Annotated in this window: 19 protein-coding genes; 12 read left to right on the top strand and 7 right to left on the bottom strand. The window is 58.9% G+C overall.

Going from position 1 to position 21,759, the window contains the following annotated elements; all coding sequences use genetic code 11:
• Positions 1 to 57 precede the first annotated feature (57 nt).
• On the top strand, positions 58 to 1,347 hold the full coding sequence (locus tag PY793_RS03760; protein WP_275176781.1) for a lipoprotein pyruvate-formate lyase: 1,290 nt from the start codon (positions 58 to 60) through the stop codon (positions 1,345 to 1,347).
• A 34-nt stretch (positions 1,348 to 1,381) separates the two neighbouring features.
• On the opposite strand, the gene PY793_RS03755 is transcribed toward PY793_RS03760, so the two are convergent.
• Positions 1,382 to 3,766, bottom strand: a complete 2,385-nt coding sequence (locus PY793_RS03755; RefSeq protein ID WP_275176780.1) for a heavy metal translocating P-type ATPase — start codon at positions 3,764 to 3,766, stop codon at positions 1,382 to 1,384.
• A 127-nt stretch (positions 3,767 to 3,893) separates the two neighbouring features.
• On the opposite strand from PY793_RS03755, the gene PY793_RS03750 reads away from it, so the two are divergent.
• From PY793_RS03750 to PY793_RS03730, 5 genes are all read left to right on the top strand, one after another.
• A complete protein-coding gene (locus tag PY793_RS03750) occupies positions 3,894 to 4,307 on the top strand; it encodes a hypothetical protein (protein WP_275176779.1) in 414 nt (137 codons plus the stop codon).
• Between the two features lie 78 nt (positions 4,308 to 4,385).
• A complete protein-coding gene (locus PY793_RS03745; protein ID WP_275176778.1) occupies positions 4,386 to 6,095 on the top strand; it encodes a copper resistance system multicopper oxidase in 1,710 nt (569 codons plus the stop codon).
• Entirely contained in the window at positions 6,092 to 7,096 is a 1,005-nt protein-coding gene (locus tag PY793_RS03740; RefSeq protein ID WP_275176777.1) for a copper resistance protein B, read from the top strand. Before PY793_RS03745 ends, PY793_RS03740 begins: the two co-directional genes overlap by 4 nt.
• Before the next feature lie 156 nt (positions 7,097 to 7,252).
• Positions 7,253 to 7,585, top strand: coding sequence for a metal-sensitive transcriptional regulator (locus PY793_RS03735; protein ID WP_275176776.1), 333 nt, complete (start codon positions 7,253 to 7,255; stop codon positions 7,583 to 7,585).
• A gap of 157 nt (positions 7,586 to 7,742) precedes the next feature.
• Positions 7,743 to 9,026 carry a DEAD/DEAH box helicase gene (locus PY793_RS03730; protein WP_275176775.1) on the top strand — a complete coding sequence of 428 codons (1,284 nt, stop codon included), beginning with the start codon at positions 7,743 to 7,745 and terminating at the stop codon, positions 9,024 to 9,026.
• A 98-nt stretch (positions 9,027 to 9,124) separates the two neighbouring features.
• Here PY793_RS03730 and PY793_RS03725 read toward each other — a convergent pair whose 3' ends face one another.
• From PY793_RS03725 to miaA, 5 genes are all read right to left on the bottom strand, one after another.
• Positions 9,125 to 10,588 (bottom strand): catalase, encoded by a 1,464-nt coding sequence (locus PY793_RS03725; protein ID WP_275176774.1) that lies wholly within the window; start codon positions 10,586 to 10,588, stop codon positions 9,125 to 9,127.
• Positions 10,589 to 10,823: 235 nt separating this feature from the next.
• The gene (gene ilvC, locus PY793_RS03720; protein ID WP_275177102.1) at positions 10,824 to 11,843 is read right to left on the bottom strand and encodes a ketol-acid reductoisomerase; all 1,020 of its coding nucleotides are present in this window, start codon (positions 11,841 to 11,843) and stop codon (positions 10,824 to 10,826) included.
• A gap of 61 nt (positions 11,844 to 11,904) precedes the next feature.
• Positions 11,905 to 12,423, bottom strand: a complete 519-nt coding sequence (ilvN, locus tag PY793_RS03715) for an acetolactate synthase small subunit (protein ID WP_083503692.1) — start codon at positions 12,421 to 12,423, stop codon at positions 11,905 to 11,907.
• 65 nt (positions 12,424 to 12,488) lie between these two features.
• Entirely contained in the window at positions 12,489 to 14,303 is a 1,815-nt protein-coding gene (gene ilvB / locus PY793_RS03710; protein ID WP_275176773.1) for a biosynthetic-type acetolactate synthase large subunit, read from the bottom strand.
• 39 nt (positions 14,304 to 14,342) lie between these two features.
• Positions 14,343 to 15,371 (bottom strand): tRNA (adenosine(37)-N6)-dimethylallyltransferase MiaA, encoded by a 1,029-nt coding sequence (miaA, locus tag PY793_RS03705; protein WP_275176772.1) that lies wholly within the window; start codon positions 15,369 to 15,371, stop codon positions 14,343 to 14,345.
• Between the two features lie 30 nt (positions 15,372 to 15,401).
• On the opposite strand from miaA, the gene serB reads away from it, so the two are divergent.
• From serB to PY793_RS03680, 5 genes are all read left to right on the top strand, one after another.
• Positions 15,402 to 16,289 (top strand): phosphoserine phosphatase SerB, encoded by an 888-nt coding sequence (serB, locus tag PY793_RS03700; RefSeq protein ID WP_275176771.1) that lies wholly within the window; start codon positions 15,402 to 15,404, stop codon positions 16,287 to 16,289.
• A gap of 48 nt (positions 16,290 to 16,337) precedes the next feature.
• Positions 16,338 to 16,532 (top strand): hypothetical protein, encoded by a 195-nt coding sequence (locus PY793_RS03695; RefSeq protein WP_275176770.1) that lies wholly within the window; start codon positions 16,338 to 16,340, stop codon positions 16,530 to 16,532.
• Between the two features lie 191 nt (positions 16,533 to 16,723).
• Positions 16,724 to 16,990 carry a metal-sensing transcriptional repressor gene (locus PY793_RS03690; protein ID WP_275176769.1) on the top strand — a complete coding sequence of 89 codons (267 nt, stop codon included), beginning with the start codon at positions 16,724 to 16,726 and terminating at the stop codon, positions 16,988 to 16,990.
• A gap of 4 nt (positions 16,991 to 16,994) precedes the next feature.
• Entirely contained in the window at positions 16,995 to 18,206 is a 1,212-nt protein-coding gene (locus PY793_RS03685) for an MFS transporter (RefSeq protein WP_275176768.1), read from the top strand.
• A 731-nt stretch (positions 18,207 to 18,937) separates the two neighbouring features.
• Positions 18,938 to 19,138, top strand: coding sequence for a helix-turn-helix transcriptional regulator (locus PY793_RS03680; RefSeq protein ID WP_342803908.1), 201 nt, complete (start codon positions 18,938 to 18,940; stop codon positions 19,136 to 19,138).
• Between the two features lie 195 nt (positions 19,139 to 19,333).
• On the opposite strand, the gene PY793_RS03675 is transcribed toward PY793_RS03680, so the two are convergent.
• Positions 19,334 to 20,365, bottom strand: a complete 1,032-nt coding sequence (locus PY793_RS03675) for a mitochondrial fission ELM1 family protein (protein WP_275176767.1) — start codon at positions 20,363 to 20,365, stop codon at positions 19,334 to 19,336.
• Between the two features lie 200 nt (positions 20,366 to 20,565).
• Between PY793_RS03675 and PY793_RS03670 the strand changes: the two genes are divergently transcribed.
• Complete coding sequence (locus tag PY793_RS03670; RefSeq protein ID WP_275176766.1) at positions 20,566 to 21,726, top strand: DEAD/DEAH box helicase; 1,161 nt, start codon at positions 20,566 to 20,568, stop codon at positions 21,724 to 21,726.
• Positions 21,727 to 21,759: the final 33 nt, after the last annotated feature.

Genomic DNA, 21,759 nt, shown 5'->3' with positions numbered 1-21,759 from the left:
GTGCTCCCGCCTTTCAATAAAGGGCAGCACGGATTTATCTGTCAGTCTGGAAACTGTATGCGCCCCGTTCTGCACCGCCGTACATTTGGTTTGGGCCTGACCGCGCTTCTGGCCACCCCCACTGCCGGACGGGCAACTGGCATGCCCGACCTGATGGACCGCCCCCCTCCCGAACTGGAGGAATTAAAGTGGCACCCCCCACTCCGGGAGGCCATTCAGGGGCTGATCAACGCGCATGGCCATTATTCCGACACCTATAATAGCAATGCTCCCCCTTATGTGGTGGTGGACTGGAACAACACCGCCGTAGTGGGCGATGTGCAGCAGACCCTGTTCCTGTTCATGCTGGAGCACTTCTGTTTTCTTCTGCCCGCCCAGAAGTTCCGCAGCCTGATCCATGTGCACGCAGCCAGCCACCCCCTACCCGCCCCTTTTGCAAACATGGCAGGGCAACCCGTTACTTTTCCCGATCTTGTGACCGATATTGTAGAGGACTACAGCGCTCTGGCCGCCCGCTACGGGCACATGCCCCACCCCATTGCGCGTGAAGAATTGCAAGACAACCCCGCCATGCAGGCGTTCAGGGCGCGCATGGCGTTCTGCCATCAGGCGGTGGCTGCCCTGCACGGCCCCGATGCGGCGCAGCAATGGATGATCCGGCTGGTTGCCGGGCAAACCCAGACCGATGTGATCACCCTGAGCCGAGCCGCCAATGAATGGGGTCTTGGGGCCTCCGTTAGCAACCAGAGATGGGTCTGCCCCACCTCCCGCCCCGGCAAGGCTGGCCCTGTGCAGGCAGACATCACGCAAATGCTGCGGCTGACACCTGAAATGGGCAACCTGTTCCAGATTTTGCAAGAACATGGCATAGACCCCATTATCTGCTCTTCCGCACTGGAGGACCTGATTGCCCTGTTCGCCACCTCGGCCGAATATGGCTACAACCTGCGGCACGAGCATGTGTTTGGCGCACGGCTGGTAGAGCGCAGGGGGGTTATGGAATCCACCGAGGTCTCTCGTTACCCTTTTCCCGCAGGGGTTGGAAAAACCGAGTTGATCCGCCTCCATTTTGAACAGAAACGCAAACAGCCTCCCCTGATGATCTTTGCGGGGGAAAGCAGCACGGCGAACCTGCTCGAATCTTTCCCCGACACACCGCTATGCTGCCTGATCAACCACAAGCAGTCCGATGCCATGCAGGTCTTCCTGCACGAAGCCGCACCCCCCCCCAAGGCTGGTACGCCCCGCAGACTCTACCTGCAAGGGCGGGACGAAAACACGGGCGAATGGCGGCCCCATGCCAGCAGCCTGCTACTGGGCAGCACAACCCCCACCCTGCCAGCCTGAACAGCCAAGCACAGGAAGCAAGGGGGCGGGCAGGTTATGCGGACCAGACCTTACGCGGCTTCCAGCGGTTGAGCAGCAGGGAGTTACCGACAACCGAAACGGAGCTCATGGCCATAGCCGCCCCTGCAAAGACCGGGTCCAGCAGGCCAAAGGCAGCCAGCGGCAAACCCAGTATGTTATAAATAAAAGCAAAAAACAGGTTCTGCCGGATTTTGAAAACCGTTGCACGGGAGAGCGAGAGCGCGTCCACCAGTGCCGTCAGCTGGCTGCGCACAAGTACAATATCTGCCGTTTCCAGCGCAATATCGGCCCCCGCGCCAATAGCAAAGCTGACATCGGCCAGTGCTAGGGCTGGAGCGTCATTTATGCCGTCCCCCACCATGCCTACGCAATGCTGGCCATCGGCCCGCAACCGCGCAATCTGGGTCGCCTTGCCATCTGGCAGCACCTCGGCCACGACTTCGTCTATGCCCACCTGCCGGGCTACGGCCTGTGCGGCACGCACGTTATCCCCGCTGAGCATGACAACACGCAGGCCTTCACTCCGCAGGGCGGCAACGGCAAGCTGGGCCTCCGGTCGTACCTGATCAGCCAGTCCAAAATAGGCAACCACCGCACCGGTCCGGGCCAGCGCAACAATGCTTTGCCCCCGCGCCTGCCAGCCATCAGTCAGGGTACGGTCAACCGGGTAGCCAAGCTGGTGCATGTAAGCCAGCGAGCCCATATGCACCTCCTCCCCGTTCAGCCGGGCCTGCACCCCCAGCCCCGGCAGGACTTTAAAGTCACTCAGGACCGCAGGCTCCGCATCCCGTGCCGTAGCATAGGCCACAATGGCGCGGGCCAGCGGATGTTCGGAACTCTGTTCCAGCGCACGGGCCAGCCCCAGCATAGCCTGCTCCTCTACACCCGCAGCACTTTGCACCTGCACAACACCGGGCCGCCCCATGGTGAGCGTACCGGTTTTGTCCGTAACCAGAATATCCATCTTACGCGCCTGTTCCAGCGCATCCGCATTGCGGAACAATATCCCCGCCTGTGCGCCAAGGCCCGTGCCAACCATAATGGCCGTAGGCGTTGCCAACCCCAAAGAACACGGGCAGGCAATCACCAGCACGGAGACCGCATTGACCAGACAGGCCCCAAAATCATGCGTAACAACCCAGCCAAGGCCAAGGGCCAGCAAAGCCAGTACCAGCACGGCAGGCACAAATACGGCGGCCACACGGTCAGCCAGACGCTGCACACTGGCCTTGCTGCCCTGTGCCTGCTCCACCATACGCACGATACCCGAAAGTACGGTTTGCGCGCCAACCTTGGTCGCCTGCACACGCAACACCCCGGTCTGGTTGAGCGTACCTGCAAACACGCGGTCTCCCACGGTTTTGGCAACGGGAGCACTTTCCCCCGTTAACATGGCCTCATCCAGATCGGACTGGCCATCGAGCACCTGTCCGTCCACGGCAACGCTCTCACCGGGGCGGACCATAAACACATCACCGGGCACAAGCTGTTCCACCGGCTGTTCCACCCACTGACCATTGCGCTGCACCTGCGCCGTGCGGGGTTGCAGGTGCAGCAGACCCTGCATGCCAGCACTGGCACTGGCCTTCGCACGGGATTCCAGCAGCCGCCCAAGCAGAACAAGGGTCATGACCAGTGCGCTGGTTTCAAAATACACAGGCTGGTCAAGGCCAGACAGCATGACAACGGTACTGAACACAAAGGCGATACCCGTGCCCATAACCACCAGCACATCCATATTGGCGGCCCCGCCACGCAAGGCGTGCATGGCCCCACCATACATGGACCGGCCACACCAGACCTGCACAACGGCTGCCAGCACACATTGCATCCACAAGGGCAGCATGGTTGTGTGCACCCCTGCCAGCATACCCAGCATCTGCCCCGCAAAGGGCAGACTCAGCACGGCGGCAAGCACAAAATTGCGCCACTCGCCACGCAATGCAGTCTTTTGCTGCGCAGTCTGCGCATCCGGGTTCTGCTGGCTGTACAGGGTTGCGCCGTAACCCGCTTTTTCCACACGCGCGATCAGGGCTGCGATATCCACAACGCCGGGCACAAAACTGACATGTGCGCGCTCGCTCGCCAGATTGACCGATGCCTGAACGGATGGCAGGGCATTAAGCACTTTTTCCACCCGGTTCACGCAGGCAGCACAGGTCAGCCCGCTCAGGGCCAGATCCACACTGGCAGTTTCAGGCGCAAAACCCGCGCCGCGCACGGCTGCAAGCACCTGTGGCAACTGGGCTGCGGGGTTCTCCAGCGTGACCTGCGCCTTTGCCGTGGCAAAATTGACCGATGCCTGCAAACCCTGCTGGCGGTTAAGCACTTTTTCCAGCCGGGCAGCGCAACTGGCGCAACTCATACCCTCTATGGAAAAACTGACAATCTGGCTCATGCTCTTGTTGCTCCGCGCCCATGGTCGGACAGACCGGGGCCAAACATGCTTACGCACGGGGGATGATCGGGTTGGGGCCGCATCCATTCTTCTTGCCATATATGCCCCCCAGGGGTATATTTAAAAAATGTTGCGTCGTTTTTTCCTGCGTCAGATCGTTATGGGCTGCCTGCTTGTGCTGGCCGCATCCCTGGGGCTCCGGGCTGCGCACACACCCGCGCAGGCGGCACAGACAGCCATAGCCCACCCCACCATGCACATGGCCGGGCACGGCTGGGCGGGTGCACCCACCCAGCACAACCAGACTCCGGCAGCCATAAACTGCCCCACTGGCGCTTCAGCCACACACCACCGCATGCACCATCACAGCGCATGCTGCATGACAGGGAACGTCCTGTCTGTTGTCGAGGCATCAGCTGGCATATTGCCCGATGCTTTGCTGTGGCACGCCCGGGCACGCCCGGTTTTTGCCACCCCCCCCACCCTGCCCGACCGCAGGGCCGCCCCCCTGCTGCGTCCACCCAGACTGCGTACGGCCTGATACACCCGCCGGAGACACATCTCCGCCCGATCAGCCAGACGCCCTGCCCCGTGCAGAGCGTGCAGTATGGACCAGACCATGCCCAATTCGTCCTCCCATCGTGGCAGAGGCATTGCGCGCCGCCAGTTTATAACTGGCGCCAGCGCACTTGCTGCCATAGCCAGCCTGCCTGCTACCCCCCGCGCGCAGGCCGATACACTGTTTGCCCCCACCATTCCCCCAACCCCACAGCAGGTTTATGACCTGAACATAAGCCCGCTGACCTGCACCATTGCCGGAAAAACCCAGACCATACCCGCCATGAACGGCAGCATGCCCGGCCCCACCCTGCGCTGGCGCGAGGGGGAGGCGGTCACCCTGAACGTGCATAACCACCTGACCGAAGACACCTCCATCCACTGGCATGGCATACGCTGCCCGGCCGCGATGGATGGTGTGCCCGGCCTGAGCTTTGGCGGCATTGCGCCGGGGCGGAGCTTTACATACCATTTTCCCGTCAGACAGAGCGGAACCTACTGGTACCACAGCCATTCCAACATGCAGGAAGCACGCGGGCTGTATGGAGCCATTATCATAGACCCCCGTACTCCACAGACCACAACATGGGAGCGGGACTACGTTATTCTTCTCTCCGACTGGTCAGACGTGGCCCCACACGACATTATAAGTAACCTGAAATTTCAGGACGACTACTACAACTTCCGCCAGCGGACAGCGGTCTCCCTCGTCCATGACGCCAAGCAGGATGGTCTGGGGACCGCCATAAAAAACCGTCTGCAATGGGCGGGCATGAACATGTCCGCCACCGATATTTCAGACGTAACCGGGATTATCTACACCTACCTGATGAATGGGTGCACACCAGAAACCAACTGGACCGGACTGTTCCGCCCCAACGAGAGGGTCAGGCTGCGCTTCATCAACGCGTCTTCCATGACCTTTTACGACATTCGCATTCCCGGCCTGCAAATGGATGTGGTGCAGGCCGATGGCAACGACATAGAACCCGTACGGGTCGATGAGTTTCGCATTGGTGTGGCCGAGACCTATGACTGCATTGTGCGGCCCACCGACAGCAGAGCCTACACCATTTTTGCCCAGACGGAGGACCGTACGGGCTTTGCACGTGGCACACTGGCCCCCATGCGGGGCATGCGGGCCGCCATTCCCCCCATGGACCCACGCCCCGTGCGCACCATGCTGGACATGGGAATGCCATCAGCCATGCAGGGCATGGACATGAAAGGCATGGAGATGTCCGCCCCGGACCCACTCCCTGCCCATACCCCACCGCTGAATGTTGAAAACCAGAACATTGCCCGCATGCCAACCGACCGGCTGGCCGATCCGGGGGATGGGCTGCGCGATAATGGCCGCCGGGTGTTAACTTACGCCGACCTGCGCGCCCTGCACCCGGTGGAAGACACCCGCCCCCCCTCACGTGAGATCACGCTCCACCTGACTGGCAACATGGAGCGCTACATATGGGGCTTTGACGGCAAAAAATTCTCCGAAGCAGAGCCAATCCCCCTGCGGCTGGGCGAGCGCGTCCGCTTTACCCTGATCAATGACACCATGATGGAGCACCCCATTCACCTGCACGGCTTCTGGAGCGAACTGGAAAACGGACAGGGTGCGTACAACCCGGTCAAACATACCATTATCGTGCAGCCGGGGAGTAAACTCAGCTACCTTGTCTCGGCCGATACACCCGGATTATGGGCCTATCACTGCCACCTGCTCTACCATATGGACCTTGGCATGTTCCGCACAGTGGTGGTGTCATGAGCAGATACACCTCAGCCGCCTGTGCGGCCCTGCTGCTGTTTGGCATAAACCTGCCAAACGCCAGCACCCCAGCCCATGCCGCCAGCCAGCCGCCAGCCATGGCAGACATGGCAGACATGGACAATATGCCCGGTATGAACATGGGCGAGAGCATGGATATGCCAGCCCATCCGCCCTCCACCCATGCCAGCGCGTCCCGGCCTGCCACGCCCCCCACCAGCGGGAGCGGCACACCCCCTGCGGTCTCCGGCACATTCCGCGTGAACCTGCCAGCCCTGGCACCCAGCAGCCAGTGGCCTGCCACCCCCCCCGCCACACCGATCGTGCATTATGTGCATAACATGCCGCCTGTCATGGACCGCGGGACCTATTTTCACGTTCTGATGGAGCAGTTCGAAGGTCGCTACACGGCGGGGGACAGCCTGCTGCGCTATTCCGGCCAGAGCTGGTTTGGCACTGACCATGACAAACTCTGGATCAAGTCCGAAGGCACAGTGGATGGGCACCGCCATATGAGTGATGGCGACCACGAATTTTTATACGACCACGCCATTTCCACCTATTTTGACCTACAGGCCGGTGTCCGGCTGGACCTGGATAGTGGCCCAAGCCGTGCATGGGGGGCTGTCGGGGTGCAGGGTCTTGCGCTTTACTTTTTTGATGTCTCAGCCACGGCCTATTTTAATGCCCAAGGTGTGGCGGGCAAACTGGAAGGGTCCTATGACCTGCTGATTACCAACCGCCTGATCCTGCAACCACAGGCGGAGTTCAACTTCTATTCCCATACCGACGCACAGCGTGACGTAAGCCGGGGTTTTTCCGATATTGATGCGGGTTTGCGCCTGCGTTACGAATTCAAACGCAAGATAGCCCCCTATATTGCCGTGACCTATGCCGGTCATTACGGCAATACCGCAAACCACAGGGCCAACTGGCATGGCACAGCCGATAACGGGCCAGAAGACATCCGCTTTACCTTTGGCGTACGCACATGGTTCTAACCCCTGCCAACGCCCGACCCGTGCACTCCCTTTTGCGTCCAGCGCACAGACACTCTACACAGGGAGGAGAGTAACACCACGGGGCGGATACGAAGCCTGACAGGCTCCATACCCGCTCCGGCTCCTGCCTTTTTTCAGAACAGCCTGTAGAAGCCCATGCCCCCAGACAAACCCGGTTGCCATGCCTGCACCCCCCCCGCTCCGCCCAACGCGGAGCGGCACGTTACCCAACCGGACAAGACAGCCCTGATCAACCGCCTCAAACGGATTGAAGGGCAGGTTGGGGGGATTTTGAACATGGTACAGGATGACCGCTACTGCGTGGATATTCTTACCCAGCTATCCGCCGTTAAATCCGCGCTGGATGGTGTGGGTGTGCAAATCCTGACATCCCACGCCAAAGGCTGCGTACGCACGGCCATTGCCGAAAACGGCGGAGAGGAAGCCCTGGAGGAACTGATGGGCGTTATCCGCAAGATGGTAAAATAGGGTTTTCTGCAAAAAGCCCTCCCCCACACACGCGGGCAAAACATTCCCTTCACGCTATATTGACCCCGCCAGACATCCTCCGTAAAAAGTGTGAGTTTTCATCCCGCGATGCCCCATCAGGCGCAGCTTTACTGAGCGCTGGAGGCGCCGCTTTCCCATGTCCAAGACTTTTACCGACCTCTCCCTGATGGAGCCTCTGCTCCTTGCGCTGGCCGAGACGGGCTACGTAACTCCCACCCCCATTCAGGCCCAGTCCATTCCCCTGCTGCTCGAAGGCCGTGACCTGCTGGGGCTGGCCCAGACAGGCACGGGCAAAACAGCTTCTTTTGCGCTGCCGCTCCTGCACCGCCTTGCCACAAACCCACGTCCGGCCCCCAAGGGAGGGGCGCGTATTCTGGTTCTTGCGCCCACGCGCGAGCTTGTCTCCCAGATTGCCGATGGTTTTGAAAACTTTGGCCGCCACATGCAATTGAGCGTAACAACGGTTTTTGGCGGCGTAAGCCAGATGCATCAGGTCAACGCGCTCAGGGACGGTGTGGATATTCTTGTTGCCGCACCCGGACGCCTGCTGGATCTGATCGAACAGGGGCTTTGCGACCTGTCGCAGCTTGAAGCCCTGGTGCTGGACGAAGCCGACCAGATGCTCGATATGGGCTTTGCCAAACCGATTGAGCGGATTGTGGCAACCCTGCCCAAAGACCGGCATACCGTGCTGTTTTCCGCCACCATGCCCAAATCCATTGCCGCACTGGTTGAAAACCTCCTGCGCGATCCGGCCAAGGTGGAAATTGCCCCCCCTTCGACCACCGTGGACCGGATTGAACAGTCGGTTATGTTTGTGAATGCCGCCGACAAAAAAACAGCCCTGCTCGCACAGTTGCAGGAATCCGACATTGGTCAGGCCGTTGTTTTTACCTTGCAGAAAAACATTGCCAACGAAGTCTGCACTTTTCTGACCGATGCCGGGATTACGGCGGAAGCCCTGCACGGCAACCGCTCACAGGGGCAGCGTGAACGCGCACTCAATGCGTTCCGGGAGGGCACGGTGCAGGTTCTGGTGGCAACGGATATTGCCGCACGCGGGATTGATGTCGATACGGTCACGCATGTTTTTAACCACGACCTGCCAAGCCTGCCCGAAAGCTATGTCCACCGCATAGGCCGCACCGGGCGGGCGGGCCGCCGTGGTATTGCCGTAACCCTGTGCGATGCCGAACAGCGCGCCTGGCTCCATGACGTGGAACGCGAGATCGGTCAGACTCTGACAGTCCATACCGAGCATGAATGGCACTCCGAAGATGCCCGGAACTCCACCATGCGCGCCCCCGTGCTGGGTGGCGGACCTGTCAAACAGGTCAAGCCGCAGGTCAAACGCGAGCGCAAGGTCTGGACCGAGGAAGAAAAACAGGCCGCACGCGCCGCAGCCCAAAAAACAGCCTGAATAATACAGTCATTTTTATGGGCGGGGGGTATAGACAGCCTGGCTGTCACCTCCCCCGCCCCGCGACCGCAGATTGAGCAAGACCCTACAGGCCCTGATCAGTCCCGTGCGGCAGCCACACCAGCGCGTACGCGCTGGCCTATGGTGGCATCAATATTGCTCCAGTATTCAAACACCCGTGACAGAACAGGCTCTTCAACACCTTGGAGAACATGGCCGACAATGTTGCTCACCAGCCGATCCCGCGCAGCACTGTCCATGACACGGTTGATCAGGATATTGGCCTGCGCAAAATCATCATCATCCGCGCGTAAGGTGTAGGCTTCCCGCACAAAGGCCCCATCAGCCTCCCAGACTGCGTTATCTGGAAAACGCCGGGCATCCGCCGCCGGCCCACCCTTGGAGTTGGGCACATAAGCCGGGTCATGTGCCGGGCGCATGCGCATTGCACCACCCTTGATGTAACCATGAACGGGGCATTTGGGCGCGTTAACCGGGATCTGCTTGTAATTCACACCAAGGCGTGCGCGGTGGGCATCGGCGTAGGCAAAAGCACGGCCAAGCAACATCTTGTCCGGAGACAGACCCGTGCCCGGTACAAAATTATTCGGTTCAAACGCAAGCTGTTCGATCTGGGAATGAAAATCCGTTGGGTTCCGGTCAAGCGTGAGCCTGCCGACATCCACCAGCGGATAATCCTCATGCGGCCAGACCTTGGTCAGATCAAACGGGTTGATACGGTAGGTTCTGGCATCTTCATACGGCATGATCTGCATTTTGAGCGTCCAGCATGGATACTCCCCACGCCTGATTGCCGCGTAAAGGTCCCGGCGATGATAATCCGCGTCCTGCCCGGCAATTTTACCAGCCTGCTCCTGTGTGAGGCACTGAATACCCTGATCGGTTTTAAAGTGGTATTTAACCCAGAACCGCTCCCCCCGTGCATTGACCCACATGTAGGTATGGCTGGAAAAACCATCCATATGCCGCCATGACGCCGGAATCCCCCGATCTCCCATAAGCCAGGTAACCTGATGTGCGGTTTCCGGGCTGAGTGTCCAGAAATCCCACTGCATGTCGTTGTCACGCAGGCCGTTATCGACCCGGCGCTTCTGGGAATGGATGAAATGCTGGAATTTGAGCGGATCACGCATAAAGAAGATCGGCGTATTGTTGCCGACCATATCAAAATTGCCTTCATCCGTATAAAACTTCAGGGCAAAGCCGCGTGGGTCGCGCCATGTATCGGGGCTGCCAGCCTCCCCCGCCACGGTTGAAAACCGCGCCACAACCTCGGTTTTTGCGCCCGGTTGCAAAAATTTTGCGCAGGTATAAGCACCTACGTCGTGTGTCACTTCAAATGTACCAAACGCACCGCTGCCTTTGGCGTGAGGCTGGCGGTCCGGGATCATCTCGCGATTAAAAGCCGCCATCTGCTCGATCAGGTAATGGTCGTGCAGAACAATAGGACCATCCGCACCGACGGTGAGCGCGTGTTCATCACTCGAAACCGGGATGCCGGATTCCGTTGTGTGTGTTTTCACGGTTGAATCATGTGTCACCACGGTCTCCTTCGCGTGTTTGCATAGACTTATGCAACGCATATCCTGTGCCGGGTGTTCATCACCTGTTCATCACTTTTTCCGGCAGGACCAATCATGCACATATGCAGGCGCGGTCGTGTGCCCCCCAGTGGACCAGGGGGGACCATCAGACGTGCAGGATACAAAAAAGGCTCCCCCACCTTCCGGCAGGGGAGCCTTTAAGCACAGCGTAAACGCCGTAAGGCGCGCAGTCTTAGTTCTTGGTTTTGTCAACCAGACGGGACTTGGCGATCCAGGGCATCATGCCACGCAGTTTTTCGCCAACGGCTTCAATCTGGTGGGCATCGTTACGAGCGCGGGTCGCTTTGAAGAACACGTTGCCGGATTTGTTTTCCAGCACAAAGTTACGTACGAAGGTGCCGTTCTGGATATCCGTCAGGATGTCCTTCATGGCCTTCTTGCTTTCCGCCGTGATCACGCGCGGGCCGGACACGTACTCACCATATTCAGCAGTGTTGGAGATGGAGTAGTTCATATTGGCAATGCCGCCTTCGTAGATCAAGTCCACGATCAGCTTCATTTCGTGCAGGCACTCAAAATAGGCCATTTCCGGGGCGTAACCACCTTCAACCAGCGTTTCAAAGCCAGCGCGGATCAGCTCAACCAGACCACCGCAGAGCACGGCCTGCTCACCGAACAGATCGGTTTCCACTTCTTCCTTGAAGGAGGTTTCGATCGTGCCTGCACGGCCACCACCAATGGCGGATGCGTAGGACAGGGCAATGTCCAGAGCCTTGCCGGACTTGTCCTGTGCAATGGCCACCAGACAGGGCACGCCGCCACCACGCTGGTATTCAGAACGCACGGTGTGGCCGGGGCCTTTGGGTGCGATCAGGAACACGTCCAGATCAGGGCGGGCTTCAATCAGACGGAAATGAATGGACAGACCATGAGCAAAGGCCAGAGCGGCACCCGGCTTGAGGTTCTTTTCCAGAGATTCGGTGTACAGTGCGCCCTGACCTTCATCGGGGGTCAGCACCATAACAACGTCTGCCCAGGCAGCGGCCTTGTCGGGCGTCATAACCGTAAAGCCGGCATTACGGGCTTTTTCCGCTGCCGTGGAGCCTTCACGCAGGCCGATCACAATGTCGGAAACACCGCTATCCTTCAGGTTGTTGGCATGGGCATGGCCCTGACTGCCGTAACCGATAACGGCCACCTTTTTGGATTTGATCAGGTTAACGTCGGCATCACGATCATAATACACGCGCATAGCCATTATTTTTTCTCCCTGTTGCCGGGGGTCAGTCCCCGGCGTTGCACCTGTCTATACTTCAGAAGTTCTGAATTGTCTGCGGCCCACGGCAGATGGAGGCAACCCCGGTGCGGGACACCTCAACCAGCCCGAGCGGGCGCATCAGCTCAATAAAACTGTCCAGCTTGTCCGTGGAGCCGGTCAGTTCAAACACAAAGGAACTGGCGGTTGTATCTACCGCGCGAGCCCGGAATGCCTGTGCGATGCGCAGGGCTTCGGTCCGCGGTTCACCAGAGGACACGACTTTGACCAGAGCCATTTCCCGCGCAACATAAGGCCCTTCCGCCGTAAGGTTGACCACGCGCGAGACGGGCACAAGCCGCTCAAGCTGCGTTTTGACCTGCCGGATGGAAGACTGCGTTCCCGTGGTGACAATGTTCACGCGGGAGGTCTGGCCGTGCTCATCCACCGGAGCCACGGTCAGGCTCTGGATGTTGTAGCCACGGCCCGAAAACAGCTCCACAATACGGGCAAGAGCCCCGCTCTCGTTATCCACCAGAAGGGAAATAACAGCGGAACCGGAAACTTCAACCTGCATACTCATGTTTCTCGCAATCAAGGCAGAAGGGACAAGACGGAACCCAAAAGAACAGAACAGGCCGATCAGACCAGCATCTGCCCTTCCTTGCTGATCGTGGCACTGCCTGCTTCCTGCTCCGGGCCAAGGATCATCTGGTTATGGGCTGCACCAGATGGAATCATGGGAAAACAGTTTTCCCCCTCCGCCACGCAGATATCCACCAGCACGGGGCCATCATGCTCCAGTGCCTTCCCGATGGTGGCATCCAGTTCGTCCAGCCGGGTCACACGCAGGCCGGTGGCATGAAAACTTTCCGCCAGCTTTACAAAGTCCGGCAGGGCATCGGAATAACTTTCCGAATAGCGCGAACCGTGCAGCAGTTCCTGCCACTGGCGGACCATGCCCATATAGTGGTTGTTGATAATGAAAATCTTAACCGGCAGGCGGTACTGCGCAATGGTCCCCAGTTCCTGAATGTTCATCAGGGTTGAGGCTTCCCCAGCAATATCCATAACCAGCGCATCAGGGTGCGCAATCTGCGCACCCACGGCCGCTGGCAGGCCGTAACCCATGGTGCCAAGCCCGCCCGATGTCAGCCAGCGGTTGGGGGCATCAAAACGGAAGAACTGCGCAGCCCACATCTGATGCTGCCCCACTTCGGTGGAAACGTAAGTATCCCGCCCGGTCTGGCGTGCCAGTTCGTATATCCGCTGAATGGCCTGCTGTGGCTTGATCACGGCATCGGGGGCCTTGTCCTGCCCAAAACGCAGGCAGTCCAGCGCGCGCCAGCCTTCAATCTGTGCCCACCAGGCGTCCAGGTCGGACTTATGGGCGTAAGCGGGCTGCTTTTCCCACTCTTCGATCATCAGGCCGATAATCTGCCCGACCTCCCCCACAATGCCTTCGTCCACATGCACGATCTTGTTGATCTGGGAAGGATCAATATCAACATGAACCTTAAAGGAAGTGGGGGAGAAGGCATCCAGCCGCCCGGTCACCCGGTCATCAAACCGGCTACCAAGGGCAATCAGCACATCGCAGCCATGGGTTGCCAGATTGGCCTCGTACGTTCCGTGCATGCCCAGCATACCAAGGAAGCGCTGGTCCGTACCGGGGAACGCCCCCAGCCCCATGAGCGTGGACGTTACGGGAAAGCCCGTCAGTTCCACCAGCCTGCGCAAAGCAGCACTGGCCTGCGGGCCGGAATTGATAACCCCGCCACCCGTGTAAAACAGCGGGCGCTTGCCTGCCTTCATGGCGGCTACGGCGCGGGCAATGGCAGCGCGGTCTGGCTGGGAACTCATGCGGGTGGTACGCGGAGTTACGGCGTGTGCTTCCACATAGGGGGCGTCACCGACCGTAATGTTCTTGGGCAGGTCAATCAGCACCGGGCCGGGGCGGCCGGAACGGGCAATGGCAAACGCCTCATGCACCGCAGGCGCCAGATCTTCTGGCCTGCGCACCAGATAATTGTATTTGGTGACCGGACGAGTAATGCCCGTTGTATCCGCTTCCTGAAAAGCGTCATTGCCGATCAGGGGGGTGGGTACCTGCCCGGACAGGCAGACCAGCGGGATGGAATCCATCATGGCGTCCAGCAGACCGGTTACGGCATTGGTCGCCCCCGGACCACTGGTGACCAGCACCACGCCCACCCTGCCGGTGGAGCGGGCATAGGCCTCCGCCGCATGCACGGCGGCCTGTTCGTGGCGCACCAGAATATGGCGGATATGATTCTGCTTGAACAGGGCATCGTAAATGGGAAGGACGGCCCCACCGGGGTAGCCAAAAATAACCTCCACACCCTGTTCGACCAATGCGCGCAGTAGAACTTCCGCACCCGACAGGGTGGTGGTTGTCTGAGCGTCCAGTGTAGCCGAGCCGGTTGTGCGTGTCATAGCGTCCTCTCTTCCCGAAATTGGGAGCTGGTCGTCTGTTTAGGACCCGGGATTGGGTGCGTCAATCCCCTTTAGAATAAAGGAAATAATTTCATCATACTTTCTTTCCGAAAATTGCTCAAAATCAGAAAAACAGGCATTAACTATACAGGTCAGCCCCTCCACCGTAAGCGGATGATGGGCAAACCATGTAGCCTGCCGCTTGGTGTAACGCCCTGTGGCGGCAACAGCGCGGCCTGCGGCTTCGGCCTGCGTTATCTCCCCCCGCAGCATGGCGGCCAGTTCAGGCACACCATGGGCGCGCATGGCAGGCAGGTCTGGGTCCAGATTCTGTTGTAACAGGGCGCGCACCTCCTCCACGCCACCCTGTTCCAGCATGGCGGTAAACCGGGCCTGTATGCGCGCGCGCAGTTCCACACGGGAGGGGTCCAGACGCACGGCCACAAAATGGGCGGGGGCGGGCGGCAGGCCGGGCTGCGCCAGCCACCAGTCCAGCCCGTGACCCGTGGCCTGCCATACCTCCCACGCCCGGGCCACACGCTGCGAATCCACAGGCTGGAGGCGGGCTGCCGTTTGCGGGTCCACCGCCATGAGCTGCGCATGCACCGCGGGGGCCCCTTGCTCCGCCACCAGAGCGCGGGCAGCCTGCTGCACAGCTGGAGGGCTTTGCGGAATCTGGGCCAGCCCATCGGTCAGGGCACGCATGTACATGCCCGTACCCCCGCACAGTATCGGCAACCGCCCCTCATCCCACGCCTGTTGCATGGCAGCCAGAGCCTGCCCGCGCCACCATGCCACACTCCCTTTACGGGAGGCAGGCAGCACACCATACAGCCGATGCGGCACGCGCTGTTCTTCCGCCGCATCCGGGCGGGCGGTCAGCACACGCAGGTCTTTATAAACCTGCATGGAATCCGCGTTAATGACCACGCCCCCCAACTGCTGGGCCAACCTGAGAGCCAGGGCGGATTTGCCCGAGCAGGTCGGCCCGGCCAGTACAAGAGCGGGGGGCGGGCTTTGCGTTTGGTGGCCTGCCGGGCCGGGGCATGGGTGTTCTGCTTGCTTCATGTCCGTATTCCTGCCACACACGCAGGTACCATGACGAGCCTTGTTCTGACCCTTGTTGCCCCCCGTGAGGCAACAACCCTCGATACCGCCACAATCTCCCTCGCGCGTGATATTGTCCACGCCAGAGAGGAAACCGTTATCCTCTCTCCCGCAGAGGCAGTGGATATTCCCTGCCCGGGCTGCACGCCGGACGTGCTGGCCCAGGTGCAGGCGCATCTTGGCAACAGGGTGGACGTGATACTGAGCCCGGCAGAAGGCCGCCGCAAAAAACTGCTGGTCTCGGACATGGACAGTACCATTGTCGCCAACGAAACACTTGATGATCTGGCAACCCTTGCTGGCATTGGGGACAAGGTTGCCGCCATTACCACCCGCTCCATGAATGGCGAGCTGGATTTTGCCACCTCCCTGCGCGAACGCGTGGCCCTGCTCAAAGGGCTCCCCCAGAGCCTGCTGGAAAAAGCATGGCAGGACGTACACCTGAACCCCGGCGCGGTGGAAATGGTGCGCACCATGCGCGCGCATGGTGCCTACACGGCGCTGGTATCGGGCGGGTTTACCTTTTTTACCTCCCGCGTGGCAGCCCTTTGCGGGTTTGAGGAAAACCACGCCAATACCCTGCTGACCGATGCCACAGGCCACCTGAGCGGCGCCCCCGGCCTGCCCATTCTGGGTGCGCAAACCAAGCTGGATCTGCTCGAACAGCTCAGCACACGGCACAAGCTGGATTCCAAGGCTACTCTGGCCATTGGCGATGGCGCAAACGACCTGCCCATGCTGCGCGCCGCAGGGCTGGGCATTGCCTTTTTTGCAAAGCCGGTTGTGCGCCAGGCCATAGCAGCCCAGATCAACCATACCTCGCTCCGCACCACGCTCTTCATGCAGGGCTACCCCGCATCCGCCTTTGTAAGTGCATAACCCGCAACACCAGACGCTGAACGCCTGTAAAAAAAGTAAAGCAGCACCATGCAGTTTGACCCAAGGGATATCTCAACCTACCCCATAGCCCGCGCAATCAGCATTGTACTGGGTGCCGGGCTGGTGCTGTACTGCCTTAATTTTTATCTGATTCTGCCACAGGATACGCCCGAACACGTCATGCGCCATGTGGCCGCATTGATTGTAGGCACCATCCTGCTGTTGGGCAGTATCTGGATCTAGTTCCAGCCCGGCTCCTGCCATCCCGCTTTTTCCATGACCAGAATAGGCGGTATCCCGCCTTAAGGGAGCGATTTTCCTGTTTTGTCCCCTGTGTGTCTGGAGCACTGTGCGCGCCTCAGGGGTCTGCTCCGTGTGGTGGTGCATATTTTTGCGCGTTGCATACCCCCTCCCCTCCAGGGTAGGGGTTAAATATGGTACATCAGTCTCACTCCCTTATCCGGCGGCAACTGCAACAGGCCCACGGGCATCTGGCTAAAGTGATTGCCATGCTCGACGAAGGCCGGAGCTGCTCCGAACTTGCGCAACAGCTTGAGGCCGTGGAAAGCACGATCCGCAAATCCAAGCGCATGCTGGTGCAGGACCACCTTGAACACTGCATTATAGACGCCATTGCCACAGGCGAGATCAGCCGCGAGGATGCCTTGCAGGCTTTTGCCGCCCTGACCAGATACCTGTAAGCGCATGCTGCATGTTTTGCGCCACCGCACGTACCGCCACCTGTTTGGGGCCCAGCTTGTTGCCCTGACCGGCACCGGCCTTGCCACCGTAGCACTGGGGCTGCTGGCCTTCCGCGTGGCTGGGGGGCATGCCGGAGCCGTGCTGGGCACCGCACTGGCCATAAAAATGCTGGCTTATGTGGGCCTTGCCCCCGTTGCCGCAGCTTTTGCAGACCACCTGCCCCGCCGCACGGCACTGGTCCTGCTGGACCTTGTGCGCTGCGGTGTGGCCGCCTGCCTGCCTTTTGTAAATACGGTCTGGCAGATTTACGTCCTGATCTTTGTCCTGCAAGCAGCCTCTGCCGCGTTCACTCCCACTTTTCAGGCGACTATCCCGGATATTCTGCCCGATGAGCAGGATTATACCGACGCGCTCTCCCTCTCCCGCGTTGCGTATGACATGGAGAGCGTACTCAGCCCACTTCTGGCCGCTGCCCTGTTGGGTGTCGTGTCCTTCCACGCGCTGTTCGTCGGGACTGCACTGGGGTTTTTGGGCTCTGCCGCTCTTGTTGTATCTGTTCGCCTACCCGCCCCCAGAGCCGCACCGCACAGGAGCGTGTATGAGCGCACAACCCGTGGCATACGCCTCTACCTTGCCACACCGCGCCTGCGTGGCCTGCTAGGTATTAACATGGCCGTTGCAGCGGCGGCCTCCATCGTGCTGGTCAACACGGTTGTTTATGTGCAGGGCGTATTCGGGCTAGACCAGAGCGCAACGGCGCTGGCGCTGGCCTGTTTTGGGGCTGGCTCCATGCTGGCAGCACTTGGCCTGCCCCGCGTGCTGGCGTGCTGGACAGACCGTACGGTTATGCTGGGTGGAGCCAGCGTACTATGCGTGGGAGCCGCTCTGGCCATAGGGTTGCCCAGCTATGGCTGGCTGCTGCCGCTCTGGGCCGTAATAGGCGTTGGTTACTCTGTTGCACAAACACCCTCCGGCCGCCTGCTCCGCCGCTCCGGCGCGGCAGAGGACAGGCCAGCACTGTTTGCCGCCCAGTTTTCGCTCTCTCATCTATGCTGGTTGCTGGCTTACCCGCTTGCAGGGCGCATTGGGGCGGCATTTGGGCTCTCCGTTGCAGCTTTTGGGGGATGTGTTCTGGCGGTTATGGCCACGGTACTGGCGTCTCTGGTCTGGCCTGCACACACTCCGGACACCCCCGAACCTTTGCCACCCCGGTAGGCGAGAAAGCTGTCAGGCAGCAAAATCTGTTGACATCAGTATCCCAAAATGTAACCTATAGGTATCAAACCTCTGGTGATAAATCTTATGAACATCGACAATAAAAAATTTAAACGCGAAACATCTTTTAAAAAAATAGCAAGATGGGTTATCGCCGCTACAGTATTTTATGTAGGCGGATATTACCATCCATTATCAATGTTATTTCAGATTAAGCAGAACAGTTCCCCTTCGTGGAGTTGGGACGAAGGCTTCATATGTTTACTTATCATAGTAGCTTTGGATACTTTTTTTATAGGAAGAAAGAATTCCGACCTAAATTACAGAATAAAATCACCATCGATATATGGAAGATTATTTATGCTTCTATTCTCGTCATCTCTACTATCCATTTATTCTTTCAGGTTTTATTTGGAAAATACAGGAATAAGTTCAGAATTAATCATATCAATTATTTTATTTTTATTTATATACATAGCTGAAGCCGGTAGAATTATATTACCTAGAGACGGGATCATATTTGACCCTAATGACGAATGGAAGAAGACAGTTGCTCAAAAAATTCTTCCCTCTTTTTCTGCTTCATTATTTGTATTTTCTTTGATTTTATCGCTTTTCTATATTTTTAATATACGGTTTTTCGCACATTACATCCCATTTCTGTTTTTTGTTATTATTTCTATTTTTTCATACTATCAACATAGACTCGAAAGGATCGCTGAGACCCCAGAATGAAAACCGTAAATAAAATCAGAGAAATGCGGAAAGAATTCAACATGACTCAGGCAGAGCTGGCTGAACAAGTGGGGGTTTCCAGAAAAACCATCAATACCGTAGAAAATTGTGTTTTTATGCCCTCTGTTGGGTTGGCAATATTTATTTCCCAAGTATTTAACAAAAAAGTTGAAGATATATTCTCCATTTCCAAATGAAAAATATTTTTATAGTCCCATATTGGCACTGGAATAAAATAACCTGCTCCGGTTGACAGACTGCGCGCCTTGAACCGTTTTTCCCGACAATAACTGCTGGCAGACCGGGGCTATGGTGCCGACTGGTTCCGTCATATCCGACAGACGGCGTTATAAACGCCATAACCGTCATGGTCCGGTTATTGGGTTCTGCCCCTAGAAACCGAGCCTGCTGTGCATTTCCGCCACCAGTTCTGTTGCGTCATCCAGAGGGGTTACATACCACGGCGTGGGCAGGCGGATAGCACTCTCGCCCAGCACACGCACCCGCCCGGCCAGTTCGAGCTCTTCGACAAATTCATTGATCCGGCGGGATTTGCCGGGCAGCGGAAAAACCGTAACAGGCGCACGCCCTGCCACGGATTCGGAGATCATGGAAACGCTGTCTATGGTTACAAGCAAGCTATCGGCACAGGCGATCAGCCCGATATAGGGGTTATCTCCCTCTCCATCCCACACAAAGCCGCCTGCGGGTTCTATAATTTCCTTCAGCGCGGCCAGTGCCTGCGGGTCCGTCCGTCGTGAGGCAGTCACTATCAGGCTGCCACCTTCATCCTTGCGGGTCTGCACCAGCACACAGGCCAGCCTGCGGGCTTCTGCCTCCCCCAGTTGGAAGCGCCCATTGGAGCCACCAACCAGAGCCGCTACCAGAGGGCGGGGCAAATGGGCGAGCCGTGGCTCCCATTCCTGCCGGGCATGTGCAAGTTCCTCGGGGGTAAGGCCGTGCAGGGCGGTGCGGCCCAGCAGAACATTGGGGCCAGAAATATCATCATGCCGACAGGCCAGAATCAGATCAAAACGGGCGAGCGACTGCCGGGGGTTCTGAATCTGCACCACCGGGCGGTGGTGCGCGCGCAGGGCGGCCCCAATCGCGCCCCCCTTGCCGCCAATGCTGATCACCACATCCGAGCGCAGCAGATCCTTGTGGGACTCAAGCATCTGCCCACTATTACCCCGCAGATACGTCCGGCCAAGCCAGCGTGGGCCAGCCAGCGCCACACGCGCCACACGGCCTGGGCATACAGGCTGGAACGTACCGTCCCACCCGGCACGATGGGCAAGCCCTAATGCCTGCGAACGCATACCGGCAAAATCCTCCCCCACCACAAAGGCGTGGGGGGCCGCACGGGGCAAATCCTCTACCGGTTTTAAGCCAGTTTGCGCCTCTGCATACATTGCGCTCGCCATAACGCGCATTCCTCCGCTACACATCGGCCTTTGCAACCATGCGCCCTGCATGGTCCCCTTTGTCCTTGCTATCGGTTTGTCTTTATAAAGCAAGGCATCTTGTACGCATTCCAGACCACGAGAAAGGCAACAGTATGTCCGCTAGCTTCAAGGATACAGGTCTGTCCCCAGCCCTTTGCTCCCATGCACAGCAGGCAGGAATGACACGTCCGACCCCCATCCAGCTAGCTGCCATTCCCGCGGCGCTGGAAGGGCGGGACATTCTGGCCACCGCCCCGACCGGCACAGGCAAAACGGCGGCTTATGCACTGCCCATGCTGCACAGGCTGCTCAAGGCCCGCAAACCCCGCACACTGCTGGTTATGGTCCCCACGCGTGAGCTGGTGTTGCAGACTGCCAGGGTCTTTCGCGTCTGTCTGGGCGAAGAGGACAACAAACAGGCGCGGACCAAAACCCATACCCCCCCCATTATCTGCCTGTTTGGCGGCGCGGACCGGGATGAGCAGGCCGCAGAACTCATCCAGACCGGGGGCATGAGCCGTATTCTCATTGCAACGCCGGGCCGCCTGCTGGACTTTATTGGCACGGGCACATGCGACCTCTCGGACTGCTTTCAACTGGTGATGGACGAGAGCGACCGCCTGTTCACCCACGAGTTTGAGGAAGAAACCCGCACCATCCTCAACTACCTGCCCACACCACGCCAGACACTGGCTTTTTCCGCCACCATGCCTGCGGCGTGCAAAACCATGCTGGCCAGCATTGTGTACAAGCCGGTGGAACTGAGTGTTGAAAAACCACCCGAGGAGCGCCCCGCCATCCGTCAGGGTGTGCTGTTTCTGGAAGAAGAGCAGAAAGCTGCGTTCCTCAAGACCTTTTTTGGTCGCAGCCCCAAAACACGCAGCATTGTCTTTGTCCGCACCAAGGCAGAAGCGGATGTGCTGGCCGCCACACTTAAAAAAGCGCGTCTGGCCGTGGCCCCCCTGCACGGAGACCTGACACAGGACAAACGCACCAGCACGGTGGCCAGTTTTGGCTCTGGCCGCCTGTTTATTCTGGTCGCCACGGACGTGGCGGCCCGTGGGCTGGATATTGCCTCGGTCACGCAGGTTATTAACTACGATGTACCCGAACAGCCCGAAACCTACCTGCACCGCATTGGCCGCACAGGCCGTGCGGGGCAGAAAGGCTCGGCGCTTACCCTGTGTTCGGGGGCGGAACGCAAACGCCTGCGGCAGGTGGAAGTTGGCGCGCATGTCAAACTCCGCGTAATCAGCACGGAGCAGGCACTCCCACCGGTAACACCTTCTGCCCCACGGGCAGGGGCAGGCAACCCCCGCCCCAGAACCAAGAGTGCATAACCTGCCCCCGGCCCTCCCTGCAGGGAGGGGATT

Source organism: Acetobacter fabarum, assembly GCF_029069195.1.
GTDB lineage: Bacteria > Pseudomonadota > Alphaproteobacteria > Acetobacterales > Acetobacteraceae > Acetobacter > Acetobacter fabarum_A.
The sequence above is the reverse complement of the archived record's forward strand: the minus strand, read 5'-3'. Positions and strand labels throughout refer to the sequence as shown.